The 13,750-nt window shown below is 69.6% G+C and carries 13 protein-coding genes; 9 read left to right on the top strand and 4 right to left on the bottom strand.

Going from position 1 to position 13,750, the window contains the following annotated elements; translation table 11 throughout:
- Positions 1-56 precede the first annotated feature (56 nt).
- Together ACIBJH_RS35180 and ACIBJH_RS35175 are read left to right on the top strand one after the other, a co-directional pair.
- The gene (locus tag ACIBJH_RS35180; RefSeq protein WP_399120975.1) at positions 57-1,226 is read left to right on the top strand and encodes an MFS transporter; all 1,170 of its coding nucleotides are present in this window, start codon (positions 57-59) and stop codon (positions 1,224-1,226) included.
- A gap of 190 nt (positions 1,227-1,416) precedes the next feature.
- Positions 1,417-2,232: an SAM-dependent methyltransferase gene (locus ACIBJH_RS35175; protein WP_399120974.1), complete on the top strand. Its 816-nt coding sequence runs from the start codon at positions 1,417-1,419 to the stop codon at positions 2,230-2,232.
- A gap of 28 nt (positions 2,233-2,260) precedes the next feature.
- Here ACIBJH_RS35175 and ACIBJH_RS35170 read toward each other — a convergent pair whose 3' ends face one another.
- Positions 2,261-3,166 carry a helix-turn-helix domain-containing protein gene (locus tag ACIBJH_RS35170; protein WP_399120973.1) on the bottom strand — a complete coding sequence of 302 codons (906 nt, stop codon included), beginning with the start codon at positions 3,164-3,166 and terminating at the stop codon, positions 2,261-2,263.
- Positions 3,167-3,421: 255 nt separating this feature from the next.
- On the opposite strand from ACIBJH_RS35170, the gene ACIBJH_RS35165 reads away from it, so the two are divergent.
- Genes ACIBJH_RS35165 through ACIBJH_RS35140 form a run of 6 tightly spaced genes read left to right on the top strand, consistent with a single transcriptional unit; the run spans position 3,422 to position 9,585 of the window.
- Positions 3,422-4,513, top strand: a complete 1,092-nt coding sequence (locus ACIBJH_RS35165; RefSeq protein ID WP_399120971.1) for a substrate-binding domain-containing protein — start codon at positions 3,422-3,424, stop codon at positions 4,511-4,513.
- Between the two features lie 39 nt (positions 4,514-4,552).
- Positions 4,553-5,641: a mandelate racemase/muconate lactonizing enzyme family protein gene (locus tag ACIBJH_RS35160; protein ID WP_399120969.1), complete on the top strand. Its 1,089-nt coding sequence runs from the start codon at positions 4,553-4,555 to the stop codon at positions 5,639-5,641.
- Positions 5,638-6,702: an ABC transporter permease gene (locus ACIBJH_RS35155; RefSeq protein WP_399120968.1), complete on the top strand. Its 1,065-nt coding sequence runs from the start codon at positions 5,638-5,640 to the stop codon at positions 6,700-6,702. The genes ACIBJH_RS35160 and ACIBJH_RS35155 overlap by 4 nt, the downstream gene beginning before the upstream one ends.
- The gene (locus tag ACIBJH_RS35150) at positions 6,699-7,730 is read left to right on the top strand and encodes an ABC transporter permease (RefSeq protein WP_399120967.1); all 1,032 of its coding nucleotides are present in this window, start codon (positions 6,699-6,701) and stop codon (positions 7,728-7,730) included. Before ACIBJH_RS35155 ends, ACIBJH_RS35150 begins: the two co-directional genes overlap by 4 nt.
- Positions 7,727-9,265 carry a sugar ABC transporter ATP-binding protein gene (locus tag ACIBJH_RS35145; RefSeq protein ID WP_399120966.1) on the top strand — a complete coding sequence of 513 codons (1,539 nt, stop codon included), beginning with the start codon at positions 7,727-7,729 and terminating at the stop codon, positions 9,263-9,265. Before ACIBJH_RS35150 ends, ACIBJH_RS35145 begins: the two co-directional genes overlap by 4 nt.
- The gene (locus ACIBJH_RS35140; protein ID WP_399120965.1) at positions 9,262-9,585 is read left to right on the top strand and encodes an L-rhamnose mutarotase; all 324 of its coding nucleotides are present in this window, start codon (positions 9,262-9,264) and stop codon (positions 9,583-9,585) included. The genes ACIBJH_RS35145 and ACIBJH_RS35140 overlap by 4 nt, the downstream gene beginning before the upstream one ends.
- Here ACIBJH_RS35140 and ACIBJH_RS35135 read toward each other — a convergent pair.
- Together ACIBJH_RS35135 and ACIBJH_RS35130 are read right to left on the bottom strand one after the other, a co-directional pair.
- Positions 9,575-10,300 carry a GntR family transcriptional regulator gene (locus tag ACIBJH_RS35135; protein ID WP_399120964.1) on the bottom strand — a complete coding sequence of 242 codons (726 nt, stop codon included), beginning with the start codon at positions 10,298-10,300 and terminating at the stop codon, positions 9,575-9,577. The genes ACIBJH_RS35140 and ACIBJH_RS35135 overlap by 11 nt on opposite strands.
- Before the next feature lie 101 nt (positions 10,301-10,401).
- Positions 10,402-11,961, bottom strand: a complete 1,560-nt coding sequence (locus ACIBJH_RS35130) for an MFS transporter (RefSeq protein ID WP_399120963.1) — start codon at positions 11,959-11,961, stop codon at positions 10,402-10,404.
- A 36-nt stretch (positions 11,962-11,997) separates the two neighbouring features.
- Here ACIBJH_RS35130 and ACIBJH_RS35125 point away from each other — a divergent pair, with 36 nt between their 5' ends.
- Positions 11,998-12,927, top strand: coding sequence for an alpha/beta hydrolase (locus tag ACIBJH_RS35125; RefSeq protein ID WP_399120962.1), 930 nt, complete (start codon positions 11,998-12,000; stop codon positions 12,925-12,927).
- A 78-nt stretch (positions 12,928-13,005) separates the two neighbouring features.
- On the opposite strand, the gene ACIBJH_RS35120 is transcribed toward ACIBJH_RS35125, so the two are convergent.
- Entirely contained in the window at positions 13,006-13,659 is a 654-nt protein-coding gene (locus tag ACIBJH_RS35120; protein ID WP_399120961.1) for a CatB-related O-acetyltransferase, read from the bottom strand.
- Between the last annotated feature and the right edge of the window lie 91 nt (positions 13,660-13,750).

Genomic DNA, 13,750 nt, shown 5'->3' with positions numbered 1-13,750 from the left:
CACCCACCTAACCTGAATTTGTGCCGCAAATAAACAAACCCCGGACGCACAACGCCGTGCCAGGCACCCCCACCGACCTCACCCGCCTCCGAGCCGTCCTCACCGCCTTCTTCGCTCTCGACGGCTTCATCTTCGCCGGGTGGGTCGTCCGCATCCCCGCCGTCAAGGAGCAGACCGGCGCCTCCGCCGGCACCCTCGGCCTCGCGCTTCTCGGCGTCTCCGCCGGCGCCGTCGTCACCATGATGCTCACCGGCCGCCTCTGCCACCGTTACGGCAACCACCAAGTCACCGTCGTCTGCGCGGTGTTGCTGTCCCTCAGCGTCTCCCTCCCCCCGCTCACCCACTCCGCGCTCACCCTCGGCCTCGTCCTGCTGGTCTTCGGCGCCGCCTACGGAGGGATCAACGTCGCGTTCAACAGCGCGGCGGTCGAACTGGTCCGGGCCATGCGGCGGCCGATCATGCCCAGCTTCCACGCCGCGTTCAGCCTCGGCGGCATGGTCGGCGCCGGCCTCGGCGGGCTGGTCGCCGGAAGCCTGACTCCCACGCAGCACCTGTTCGGCCTCACCGTGCTCGGACTCGTCGTCACGGTGCTGATCGGCCGCCCCCTGCTACGGCTCCAGCCTCCGGCGCCGCACGAGGACGCGCCGAAGGAGGAGGCCCCACCCCGCCGCCTGAACACCCGTACCCGCGGCCTCGTCGTCACCTTCGGCCTGATCGCCCTCTGCACGGCCTTCGGCGAAGGCGCCCTCGCCGACTGGAGCGCCCTGCATCTGCAGCAGGACCTCGACGCCACCGCCGGCGCCGCCGCCATCGGCTACTCCTGCTTCGCGCTCGCCATGACCGCCGGCCGGCTCAGCGGCACCCGGCTGCTCGAACGCCTCGGCCGGACCCGCACCCTCGTGTCGGGCGGCACGACCGCCGCCGTGGGCATGCTGCTCGGCGCGCTCGCGCCCACCCTGTGGGCGGCCGTCCTCGGCTTCGTGATCACCGGGCTCGGCCTCGCCAACCTCTTCCCGGTCGCCGTGGAACGCGCCGGCACCCTGGCCGGACCCGACGGAGTGGCCATCGCCTCCACCCTCGGCTACGGCGGCATGCTGCTGGGACCGCCCGCCATCGGCTTCATGGCGGACTGGTACTCGCTGCCCGCCGCTCTCACCAGCGTGGCGGTCCTCGCCGCCACGGCCGCGCTCATCGGATTCCTCACGCGGCACGCGGCAGAACGTTGACTCCCGTTCACCCAAGGTGGCAATCAAGCCAACGGGCGGCCGAACATGGGCGGTTGGGACCGGCGGGACGCATGAGTCGAGCCGCGGGGGAATAACGTGGGCCTCCACGACCGGTGTTCGACGGTTTCGTGGCTCTCACCACGGTGGTTCCGACCACGGTGGCTCTCACCACGTACACACAGGAGTGACCATGACGGACGAGGCAGCCGGCTCCGAGCAGGACGCGCTCTCCAAGTTCGATACGACCGTGCCGCAGTCGGCCCGGATCTGGAACTACTGGTTAGGGGGCAAGGACAACTACGAAGTGGACCGCGTCGCCGGAGACGCCTTCCGCGAGATCTTCCCCGGGATCGAGACCGGGGCCCGCGCCGCCCGCTACTTCCTCGCCCGCGCCGTTCGTCATCTGGCCGCCGAGGAGGGCATCCGGCAGTTCCTGGACATCGGCACCGGTCTGCCCAACGTGGACAACACCCATGAGATCGCCCAGCGGGTGGCCCCCGAGAGCCGCATCGTCTACGTCGACAACGACCCGCTGGTCCTGGCACACGCCCGCGCCCTGCTCACCAGCACCCCGGAAGGCGTCACCAACTACGTCGACGCCGACCTGCGCGACCCCGAGACCATCGTGCGGGAGGCGGCCAAGACGCTGGACTTCGACCAGCCCGTCGCGCTCATGCTGATGGGCATCCTGGGCCACATCGAGGACTACGACGAGGCCCGCTCGATCGTGCGTCGACTGGTGGCGGCGCTGCCCGCCGGGAGCTATCTCGTGCAGTACGACAGCACCGACACCAGCGCGGCCTACGTCGACGCCATCCGGCAGTACAACGAGGGCGGTTCGATCCCGTACATCCTGCGCAGCCCCGAGCTGATCGCGGGCTTCTTCGAGGGGCTGGAACTGCTCGAACCGGGCGTGGCGTCGTGCTCGCGCTGGCGTCCCGACGACAGCGCCTGGGGCCTGCCCGCGGAGGTGCACCAGTACGGCGGAGTCGGCCTCAAGCGCTGACCCCGCCCGGTTCGGCGCCCGTCCCGGCTCAGGTCTCCTGAAGGATGCGATGCAGGATCGTCGGAGTCTCCTCCGGCGATTCCGCCTCGACCACCAGGCGGTTCATGACGTCCCAGTAGCACTCGATCTCGTTCGGCCGGTCGGGATAGAGAGCCGTGACGCGCTGTTCGAGGTAGACCATGTCCGGCAGCCGGCCGCCGGGCAGCCGCAGGATCGTCACCGGACCGGCCTCCCCGGCGTGGCCGCCGGCGAGGAACGGCATGATCTGGACGGTGACTTGGGGCAGCCGGCAGATCTCGATGAGATGCCTCAACTGCGCGCGCATCGTACGGATGCCGCCCACCGGGCGGCGCAGCGCCGCCTCGTCGATCACGGCCCACAGCTGCGCCGCCGGCCGCCGGCGCAGGATCCGCTGGCGGGTCATCCGCAGCATGACCCGCCGGTCGATCTCCGCCCCGCGGGCGTCCGTGTGGGCGAGCCGGAGAGAGGCGCGCGCGTAGTCGGGGGTCTGCAGCAACTGGGGAACGCGCTGGACCTCAAAGCAGCGGATGAGGCTCGCCGCCTGTTCGGCCCCGAGGTAGGCCTGCGTCCAGGTGGGCACCACATCGTTGAAGTACTGCCACCAGGCAGGGGCGTTGGCCTCTTCCGCCAGGGTCAGCAGCGTGGCGCGCTCGCCCTCTTCCCGGACGCCGTAGAGCGTGAGCAGGTCGGCCACGTCACGCAGTTTGAATCCGTGCCGGCCCGCCTCCATTCGGCTGATCTTGGACCGGGAGCCGCGGATGACCTCACCCGCGGCCGTGCGGGAGATCTGCCGCTCTTCCCGCAGTTCGCGCAGCCGCGCGCCCAGGACCAGACGCGGCACCATGGGTCCGGCCGACCGGCCGTCCAGGAGCGCGCTGTCGGGCGGTGTGATTAAGACCTCGTCGGAACCCATGGTCGATATCTCCCTGCGGTGCACGCGACGTTGTGTGGGAACGAACGCTACGGCCAGTCATCTTAAGGGCAGTTGGCTGTCAACTCGCCGCGCTCAAGAGTTTGCTTTCCTATACGATTTTTTCGATCAATAGGCGTTTCGAGGACGAGGGATGCCCTCATCGCTGCCTGCTATTGCCGCAACCCTTGACGCGTAAGGGTTCCTGCCCCACGATCGCCGCATCCATTTCCTATTTGATTTGGCGAGGGGTCGGGCATGCGCTTCCCAACCAGATCCGTCCTGCCCGGAGTTGTCGCCATCGTGCTGCTCAGCGCCGGGACGACGGCCTGCACCTACCGCAACTCGGGTGCCCAGTCGGGCGGTTCGGCCTCATCTGCCTCGCGGACCGGCGGCGGCACCGACCTCGTGGACGGCTCCGCGACCAAGGTCGCCCTCGTGCCGGGCGGCGCCCACCCGTACTTCCAGCCCTGGAAGACCGCGGGGGCCGCCGCGAAGAAGACCTACGGCCTCGGCGCCGTCGCCTTCGACGAGACGGCCGAGTGGGACCAGCAGAAGCAGAACAACCTGCTGTCCACGCTGGCCGCGCGCGGATACAACGCGTTCGGGGTGTTCGGCGTCTCCCCCACCGACATCAACTCGACCTTCGCGGACCTCAAGTCGCAGGGTTTCCCGGTGGCTTCGCTCGGCTCCTGCCCCGCCGGCGACAAGGACGAGGCCGACTTCTGTCTCTCCACCGACGTCCAACTGGCCGCCTACAAAGCCGCGAAGGCGGCGATCGCGGCCATGGGCGGCCACGGCGTCCTGGTCCACCTGACCGGCAACAACGTCGACGCCAATACCCAGTTGAGGATCAAGGGCGTCGGCCGGGCCGTGCGGGAGACCGGCGGCAAGGTGAAGCTCCTGCAGACCATCACCGACATCGACACCGACCTGCAGACCGCGCAGAAGGCGGTGTCCGACCTGATGGCGGCCAAGGGCGAGCAGATCACGGGCATCGTCGCCACCGCCTACAACCCGGCCGTCGCGGCCGCCGACGTCGTCAAGTCGTCCGGTTCGAAGGCGAAGGTCGTCGCCATCGACGACGACGCCAAGATCCTCAGCGGCATCGGACAGGGCACGGTCACGGCCACCGTGGTCCAGAACCCGGTCGGCCAGGCCGAGATCGGCACCTGGGCCCTGGCACTCCTGCAGACGAAACAGTGCACCGTGCGCGATCCCGGCGTACGGGTGGACTCCGGTTCGTTCGTCGTCGACAAGGCGAACGTCTCGGCCTACGACACCGCCCGGCAGACGAAGACGGCAGAGCTGAAGCAGCAGTTCGCCGACAAGATCCTCAACTGCGGCTGACCGCCCCCCAATCCCCACGACAGAAATCGGAACCGCCGGATGAGCATCATCACGACCGCGACCGCCAGGCTGGTCGACATCGCCGTCGAACAGGACCGCACCGACGCCGTCCAGTCGTTCGTCAAACAGGAGACGATCCTGGTCGACGTGGAGACCTGGGACGGTGCCACGGGAACCGGCTACTCCTACACCATCGGCACCGGCGGCACCTCCGTACTGGCGCTGCTGCGCGACCACTTGCTGCCCGCCCTCGTCGGACAGGACGCCCGCAACATCGAGGCGCTGTGGCAGCGGCTGTTCGCGCTGACCCGGGCGACCACCACCGGAGCCATCACCTCGCTCGCCCTCGCCGCCGTCGACACCGCCCTGTGGGACCTGCGCTCCAGGCGGACCGGCGAGCCCCTGTGGCGACTGGCCGGCGGCCACCGCCAGGAGGTGCCGGTCTACGACACCGAGGGCGGCTGGCTCCATCTCAGCACCGAGGAACTGGTCAAAGGCGCCCTGCGCGCCCAGGAATCGGGCTGGGCGGGCGTCAAGATCAAGGTGGGCAAGCCGCATCCCGCCGAGGACGCGGAACGGCTGCGTGCCGTGCGCGAGGCCGTGGGCCCCGCGCTGCACATCATGACCGACGCCAACCAGTCGCAGACGGGATCCTCGGTGCTGCGGCTCGCGGCGGCGCTGGAACCGTACGACCCGTACTGGCTGGAGGAGCCGCTGCCCGCGGACGACATCAGCGGGCACGCCCGGCTCGCGGCGGCGACCCGCATCCCGGTCGCCGTCGGGGAGTCCATGTACTCGCTCATGCAGTTCCGCTCCTATCTGGAGTCCGGTGCCGCCTCCGTCGTCCAGGTCGACGCGGCCCGGATCGGCGGCATCACCCCGTGGCTGAAGGTCGCGCACCTGGCGGAGAGCCACAACGTCATGGTCTGCCCGCACTTCCTGATGGAGCTGCACGTCAGCCTCGCCGCCGCGGTCCCCAACGGCCAATACGTCGAGTACATACCGCAGTTGAGGGCGGTGACCCGCACCGAGCTGACTATCCGGGACGGCATGGCGGTCGCCCCGGACGTACCGGGCATCGGTATCGACTGGGACCCGGACGCGCTGGACGACCGGAGGGTGGCGTGACGACCGCCGTCGGCCCGCCGGGCACCGTCCCGGAGGAGCGAACGGCACCACGGCGCCTGCCGTTCTGGGTCAACCAGCGCCTCGGCCTCCTGCTCCTGGTCATCGCGCTCGGCGTCCTGTTCGGCGTGCTGCGCCCGGCATTCCTCGACCAACGGCTGGTGCTCTTCCCGCTGTTGCGGGACATCTCCACCCTGACCGTGGTCGCGCTCGCCCAGATGGTCGCCCTGTCCGTGGGCCACATGAACCTCGCGGTCGGCCGCATGGCGGCCTTCGGCGCGCTGTTCGCGGGCCTCGGCTACGACCGTCTCGGCGTCCCCATGCAGGTGGGCCTGCTCCTGTGCCTGGCCGCCGGTGCCGCCGTCGGCGCGCTCACCGGCTGGCTCATCGCCCGCACCGGAGTCAGCTCCTTCGTCGTCACCCTGGCCATGGACTTCGCCCTGCTGGGCCTGGTCTCCCTCCTCTACTCGGCCCTCACCGACGACGCCGCGTTCACCACCCACCCGTCCGGCATCGACCAACTGCGCTCCTACTCCCTCGCCGACATCTGCGCGGGCCCGATCTGCGGCTCCCCCGCCATCCCGCAGATCGCCCAGTTCACCGTCCTCGCCATGCTCGGCCTCGGCTTCCTCTACGGCAGTACGCGCATCGGCCGCGACCTGCTGCTCACCGGAGCGAACCCGGCCGCCGCCGAACTGTCCGGCATCCCCACCGGCCGCCGGATCGTGCTCGCGCACACGCTGTCCGGGCTGCTCGCCGCGCTCGCCGGATTCATGGCGGCGGCCGGCACGGGCACGTTCCGCGCCTCGATCGGCGACGACTTCATGCTGCCGTCCTTCCTCGGCGCGGTGCTCGGCGGCACCCTGCTCACCGGCGGGGTGGTGTCGGTGCTGGGCACGCTGCTGGGCACCGCGCTGGTCGGGGTGATCCGCAAGGGGCTCGATCTGCTCGGCGTCGGCCTGGAGAGCCTGAACATCTATCTCGGCTGTGTCCTGCTGCTGGCCCTGTCGGCGGACCGGATCCGCGCCGTGATGTCCTATCGGAAGGTGGTGCGCTCCACATGAACACACCGACTGATCAAGGGAGTTGGGCCGTCGGAGCGCTGCGCCGGTTCTCCCGTTCCACGGCGGCGATGCTGCTCGCCGTGGTCGTGGCCGGATATGTGGCGCTGGGCATCGCCTCGTCGGGCGCCTTCTTCGAGGGCCCCTCGGTGCGGGTCTTCCTCCAGTACCTGGCCACGCCCATCCTCATCGGCCTGGCCCAGATGGTGGCGCTGTGCGTGGGCCAACTCAACCTCGCCGTCGGCGCGTTGGGCGGTTTCACCGCCTGTCTGATGGGTGTCCTGATGGCCGACCACGGTGTGCCCGCCGAAGTCGCCGTGCTGGTGGGCCTGTTGACCGCGACGGCGATCGGCCTGGCGACCGGTGTCGTCATCGTCGCCACGCGGATCAACGGGTTCATCGTCACCCTCGCCACCATGACGATCCTGCTCGGGGCGCAGTACCGGCTGACCGGCACCCGTACCGTCGACGGCTACTCGCGCACCCTGCGCGACCTGGGCACGTCGGCGCCGCTGAACATCCCGCTCGTCTTCGTCACCGCGCTCGTCGCGGCGGCGGGGCTGGCCGCCTTCATGTACCGCACGGTCGCGGGCCGCCGGCTCCTCGCCGCGGGCGGCAACCCCCTCGCCGCCCGGCTGTCCGGGATCTCCACCGACCGGCAGATCGTGGTCGCGCACACGCTGTCCGGGTTGCTGGTCGGGGTGGCCGCGGTGACGGCCACGGCCTCGCTGCCGGGCGTCAACCGCAGCGTCGGCGGCGACTGGCTGCTGCCGAGCTTCGCGGCGCCGATCATCGGGGGCGTGGCGCTCACCGGCGGTTCGGTCGCGGTGTTGGGGACCGTGCTGGCGGCCTTCGTGACCCGGCTCATCGACGCGGCACGGGCGCAGTTCTCGCTGGACCCCAGCTGGGTGAACCTCCTCATCGGTCTGGTGGTCCTGGGGACGGTCGCCGGTGGCAGGCTGCACCGGACCCGCCTGGAGAAGAGCCCGCATTCGTCAACTGCCCTGCCTCAGCCGGGAGGTGCCCAGTGAGCGACACGGTCCTGCTCGAATGCGACGACCTGGTCAAGCTCTTCCCCGGTGTACGGGCACTGGCCGGCGTGGGCCTCCGGCTCACCGCCGGTACCGTCCACGCACTCCTCGGTGAGAACGGCGCCGGCAAGTCCACCCTCATCAAGGTCCTGACCGGAGTGCACTCCCCCGACGGCGGCACGCTCACCTGGTGCGGCCAACAGGTCCATCTCCGCTCGCCGTTGGAGGCGACCCGTACCGGTATCGGTGTCGTCCACCAGGAACGCAATCTGATCCCGGGCTTCTCGGTGGCGGAGAACATCACCCTGCAACACCCGCCCTCCCACCGCGGCCTGATCGACCGTCAGGCCATGACCGCACCGGCCCTGGCGTGCCTCGCGGAGCTGGGAGTCGACCTCGATCCGCACCAACCGGTAGGTGAACTGTCCGTCGCCCAGCAGCAGTTGGTGGAGATAGCCAAGGCCCTCCACACCGAGAGCCGGGTGCTGCTGCTGGACGAACCCACCGCCTCCCTCTCCCCGCAGGAGGCGGAGCACCTCTTCGAGGTCATCCGGCGACTGGCCGGGCGGGGTGCCTGTGTGGTCTTCGTCAGCCACAAGCTGGAGGAGGTGTTCGCGGTCTGCGACACGGTCACCGTGCTGCGCGACGGGAAGTCGGTCCTGGAGTCCGCGCCCCTGGCCGAGCACACCCACGACGACATCGTCGGCCTCATGGTGGGCCGCGCCCACACGGCGACGGAGCTGCGCCCACGCACGGTCGACCGCTCCGCCGTCCCGGCTCTCGTCCTGGACGCGGTGTCCACGGCCGGCGGACACCGCGACATCAGCCTGGCGGTCCGCCCCGGCGAGATCGTCGGCCTCTACGGCCTGGTCGGCGCCGGACGCAGCGAGTTGGTGAAGGCCGTACTCGGTCTGGACCGCATCACCGGCGGCGAGGTCCGGGTACACGGCACGCCCGCCCGCATCACCTCACCCCGCCAGGCCCTGCACGAGTTCGGCATCGGCTACGTCACCGAGAACCGCAAGGAGGAGGGCGTCTTCCTGGAGCAGCCCGTCGTCCGCAACATCACGGTGACGGTGTGGCAGCGGCTCGCGAAGGCCTTCGGGTTCGTGTCGGCCCGTGAGGAGCGCGACACCGCCCAGGATCTCGTCGACCGGCTCGGCATCCGGGTCTCGGGACTCCAGCAGAACGCCGGTGAACTCTCGGGCGGGAACCAGCAGAAGGTCAGCCTCGCCAAGTGGCTTGCCGCGGATACCCGGTTGCTGGTCATCGACGAACCGACCGTGGGCGTCGACGTCCGTACCAAGCGGGCCTTCCACGAACTGATCTGGGACCTGGCCGCCGACGGTCTGCCCATCCTCCTCATCAGCAGCGACCTCGCCGAGATGGTCACCCTCGCCGACCGCATCGTCGTCATGACGGACCACCGGGTCCGCGGCGAGATCGACAACGACCGCGACTACGACCGCGACTACGACCGCGTGAGCGGCCGGGTGATCCGCCTGATCCACGACCGCGACGCGGTGCGCTCATGAGGCGCGTGGCCCAGGTGATCGCCGTACGCCCGGAACTGCTCGACGAATACCGGGAGTTGCACCGGGCTGTGCCCGAGCCGGTGCTCGACCGGATCCGGCGCAGTCACATCTCCAACTACTCGATCCATCTGCTGGGCGACCGTCTGTTCAGCTACTTCGAGTACCACGGCGACGATCTCGCGGCGGACCTGGTCGCGATGGCCGAGGACGAGGCCACCCAGCGGTGGTGGAAGCTCACCGCTCCCTGTCAGGTGCCCGTGCCGGAGGCGGCGCCCGGCGATTGGTGGGCGACGGCGGAGCAGGTGTTCCTCATGGAGTAGCCGGCTCGTCGCCGTCGTCGAGCTGCCGCTCCAGGCTCCGGGTGAGGTGCTCCGTCATCGCCTCGGCCGCCCGCTCGGGGTTGCGGCGCAGGATCGCGCGGACGATCCGTTCGTGCTCCGCGACGGTCGGGCCCTCGGCGCCGACGACCTTGCTGAGCCGGAAGATGTGCAGATGGGCGTGGAGTCGTTCCACCGCGTCCGCGAGCAGCGGCCGGTGCGTGGCCTGTCCGATCGCCTCGTGGAAACGCTGGTCGAGGGCGGCGAAGTCGCGGTAGGAGGCGTACCGGCCCTTGGGGCTCGGGTGGGCCTGAAGTTCCTCGACGATCCGTTCAAGGCCGTCGAGTTGTGCCTCGGTGGCGTTCACCGCGGCCAGCGCGGCTGCCCTGGGTTCCAACAGCAGCCGCATCTCGAAGAGTTCCTCAAGGCCCCGGCGGGTCAGCAACTGCGTGGCCCGGTATCCGGAGAGCGCGCGCTTCACGACCAGGCCCTCGGACTCCAGCCGGGCCAGCGCCTCCCGGACGGGGGTCGGCGAGACCTTGAGGGTGCGGGCCAGCGAATCGATGCCGACCCGTGCGCCGGGGGCGATCTCGTGGTCCATGACCATCGCCTTGATGCTCTCGTACACGCTGTCCGACAGCGCCAGCCGGACGGGCGGCACGCTCGGTTCGTCGCCTTCGTCCGGAACCCCGGCCGCGGAAGGGCTGTGCGGCGGCATCCCCACTCCCCCTCAAAGGCTTGGCGTATCCGCACAGTTTAGCCAGGTGGGCACAGCGGGCAGTCGTGAACGGAACACCTCGGTCCGGCGACGGGCGACCGTCATCCCGCCTCAGCGGGAACCGCCGCTCCCTCGCCCTTCTCGGCCAGGTCGAGGCTGCTGCGCAGGCCGGCCGGCTTGAGCAGGATCGCGGCGATCACCGCGAGCAGGGCCGCCCCGGCGGAGAGCAGGAAGATCTGCGCGGTGGCGTCGCCGTAGGCGACCCGGACGATCTCCCGCACGGCGACGGCGTCCGATCCGGTGGCGGTGCTGCGCAGTCCGGCGTCGGCGAGACCGTGCGCGATCTGGTCCTGGACGTGCCGGGCCAGTACGGCGCCGAGCACGGAGACACCGATCGTGCCGCCGAGCGAGCGGAAGAAGGACACCGTGGAGCTGGCCGCGCCGATATCCTTCAACGGCACGGTGTTCTGCACCACGAGCACCAGGTTCTGGAGCGTCGTCCCGACGCCCATCCCGACGCAGAGCATCTCCACGCTCAGCAGGAGGATCGGCGTCCTGGAGTCGAGCGTGCCGAGACCGGCGAAGCCGACCGTGAGCAGGACGGCGCCGGTGATGATGAACGGCTTGATCTTCCCGGTCCTGCTGATCAGCCGCCCCGCGACCGTGGAGGCGACGAGGATGCCCGCCATCATGGGAATCGTCAGCAGGCCGGCCTCGGTCGGACTGTGCCCCCTGCTGAGCTGGAAGTACTGACTGAGAAAGACGGCCGCACCGAACATCGCCGTACCGACGGCGAGGCTGCCGACGATCGCCAGGGCCGTCGTCCGCTGCCGCACGATGCCGAGCGGTACGACGGGTTCGGCGGCCCGCGACTCCACCCACACGGCGACCGCGATCAGCACCAGCCCGCCGCCCACCATGGCCCCGGTCTGCCAGGAGGCCCAGCCGAAGGAGTTGTCGACGAAGGACACCCACACCAGCAGCACACTGACCCCGGCGGCGACCAGGGTCGCCCCCAGATAGTCGATCCTGACGTTCTCACGGCGGATGACGGGCAGGTTCAGCGTCCGCTGGAGCAGGAGCAGGGCCACGACGGCGATCGGCACGCCGATGAAGAAGCACCACCGCCACCCCAGCCACGAGGTGTCGACGATGACCCCGCCGAGCAGCGGCCCGCCGATGGTCGAAGTCGCCGTGACACTGCTGAGGTAGCCGCTGTAGCGACCGCGCTCCCGGGGCGGAATCATCGCCGCCAGGGATATCTGGACAAGGGCCTGCACACCACCCACACCAACGCCCTGCAGAGCCCGCGCGGCGATGAGCTGCCCGGCGGTCTGACTGATCCCGGAGGCCACGGCGCCCAGCACGAACACGGCGATGGACGCCTGCACGAGGGTCTTCTTGCTGAACAGGTCGGCGAGCTTGCCCCAGATCGGCGTCGTCGCCGTGGTGGTGAGCAGGGTCGCGGTGACGACCCACGTGTACTGGGTCTGCGATCCGTGCACCGCCCCGATGATCTTCGGCAGCGCACTGGAGACGACCGTACTGCTGAGGGTGGACACGAACAGCGCCAGCAGCAGCCCACTGAGCGCCTTCAACACCTCGCGACGGACCGCGGGGGACGTGCCCGTGGGACTCGCCCCATTCACTGCCGCACTCATCCGACGAACCCCCCAGCGACCAGTTCGCTATACGCCATGTATAGCGATATCGCTTCACCATACATGGCGTATAGCGTGATCTCTTCTAAGCTGACCCGCGTGACGATCGAGGTGCCCTACCAGCCGCTTCCGACGCACCAGTCAGATGTGCGCTACGCCCATGGCCCCGACTCCGCCGTGCAACTCGGCGTGCCCGCCGGCGAGACGATCGAGTTCGACTGGAGCGACAGCGAGATCTACCCGGGAACGTCACGGAAGTTCTGGGTGCATGTGCCCGTGCGGTACGACCCCTCGGAGCCGGCGTCTCTGATGGTGTTCCAGGACGGATGGTGGTACCTGGACCCCGAGGGGGAGGTCCGCGGCGCGATCGTTCTGGACAATCTCGTCCACCGCGGTGACATCCCGGTCACCATCGGCGTGTTCGTCGACCCGGGCGTTTTCCCGGATGCCGAGAATCCGAAGAACCGCAATGCCGAGTACGACGCCTACGACGACCGGTACGTCCGCTTTCTCCTGACAGAGATCATCCCTGAGGTCACGAAGCACTACGCGATCGCCGAGGACCCCGACCGATGGGGCATCTGTGGTGGCAGCAGCGGCGGGAACTGCGCCTTCACCGCGGCATGGCTGCGCCCGGACACATTCCGCCGGGTGATCGGGTACCTGTCCAGCTTCACGCAGATGCCAGGCGGCAACCCGTACCCCGAACTCATCCCCCGCGTCCCCCGCAAGCCACTGCGCATCTTCATGCAGGCGGGCCATCGTGACCTGCGCTGGAACGAGCCCGAGGCGAACTGGCTGGCCAACAACCTGCGCGTCGCGGCCGCGCTCGCGGAAGCCGGCTACGACTTCCGCCTCGTCCTGGGCGATGGCGGCCACAGCCCCAACCACGGCGGGGTCCTGCTGCCCGATGCCCTGCGCTGGTTGTGGCGGTCGGACGATCACCCGGACCTACCAGTGGGCTGAGGCACGGCGACTTCGTGGAGGTGGCCGTCCCGGATCAGGGTCTGCCCGCGGGCCACCAGCTCACGGATGCGCGCGGTGTCAGGGCTGGTCGATCTGCGCGGCGGCCTCCTCCAGGTCGGCGACGGTCCCCGACATGATCGTCCGTACATGCCTGGTGATGTGCCGCACGGGCCAGTCCCACCACGCCACGGCGAGGAGCCGGGCGATGTCCGCGGCGTCGTAGCGGGTGCGGATGAGCCGGGCGGGGTTGCCGCCGGCGATGCCGTAGTCGGGGACGTAGCCGGTGACCACGGCGCCGGCGGCGATGATCGCGCCGTTACCGATGCGTACGCCGGGCATGACCGTGGCACCGTGGCCGAACCACACGTCGTTGCCGACGACCGTGTCGCCCCGGCCGGGCAGGTCGGTGATCAGGTCGAAGTGCTCCGCCCAGGAGCCCCCCATGGTGGGGAACGGGAAGGTGGAAGGACCGTCCATGCGGTGGTTGGCGCCGTTCATGATGAACCGGGTGCCCGTCCCCAGCGCGCAGTACTTGCCGATGACGAGCCGCTCGGGACCGTAGTGGTAAAGGACGTTGCGCGTCTCGAACGCGGTCGGGTCGTCCGGATCGTCGTAGTAGGAGAAGGCACCGACCTCGATCAGCGGCGACTTCACCAACGGCTTGAGCAGAACCACGCGCGGGTGCTCGGGCATGGGGTGGAGCACGGTGGGGTCGGCGGGAACAGGCGGCATCGCGGTTCCTCTCCAGTAGACCTATGGCGACAACCGTCGCGTTAAGACGCTGGCACAGCCCTGCCGCCCTGACCAACCGGATACTGACTGC

Source organism: Streptomyces sp. NPDC050548 (genome assembly GCF_044457385.1).
In the GTDB taxonomy this organism is placed as follows: Bacteria; Actinomycetota; Actinomycetes; order Streptomycetales; family Streptomycetaceae; genus Streptomyces.
Note: the sequence above shows the minus strand (reverse complement) of the source record. Positions and strands in the feature narration are given on the sequence as shown.

Bases quoted from the DNA above. Each gene is read 5' to 3' on its own strand.
- ACIBJH_RS35175 (WP_399120974.1), top strand. From the start codon at position 1,417: ATGACGGACGAGGCAGCCGGCTCCGAGCAGGACGCGCTCTCCAAGTTC.
- ACIBJH_RS35165 (WP_399120971.1), top strand. From the start codon at position 3,422: ATGCGCTTCCCAACCAGATCCGTCCTGCCCGGAGTTGTCGCCATCGTG.
- ACIBJH_RS35150 (WP_399120967.1), top strand. From the start codon at position 6,699: ATGAACACACCGACTGATCAAGGGAGTTGGGCCGTCGGAGCGCTGCGC.
- ACIBJH_RS35170 (WP_399120973.1), bottom strand. From the start codon at position 3,166: ATGGGTTCCGACGAGGTCTTAATCACACCGCCCGACAGCGCGCTCCTG.
- ACIBJH_RS35140 (WP_399120965.1), top strand. From the start codon at position 9,262: ATGAGGCGCGTGGCCCAGGTGATCGCCGTACGCCCGGAACTGCTCGAC.
- ACIBJH_RS35160 (WP_399120969.1), top strand. From the start codon at position 4,553: ATGAGCATCATCACGACCGCGACCGCCAGGCTGGTCGACATCGCCGTC.
- ACIBJH_RS35135 (WP_399120964.1), bottom strand. From the start codon at position 10,300: ATGCCGCCGCACAGCCCTTCCGCGGCCGGGGTTCCGGACGAAGGCGAC.
- ACIBJH_RS35125 (WP_399120962.1), top strand. From the start codon at position 11,998: ATGTATAGCGATATCGCTTCACCATACATGGCGTATAGCGTGATCTCT.
- ACIBJH_RS35120 (WP_399120961.1), bottom strand. From the start codon at position 13,659: ATGCCGCCTGTTCCCGCCGACCCCACCGTGCTCCACCCCATGCCCGAG.
- ACIBJH_RS35130 (WP_399120963.1), bottom strand. From the start codon at position 11,961: ATGAGTGCGGCAGTGAATGGGGCGAGTCCCACGGGCACGTCCCCCGCG.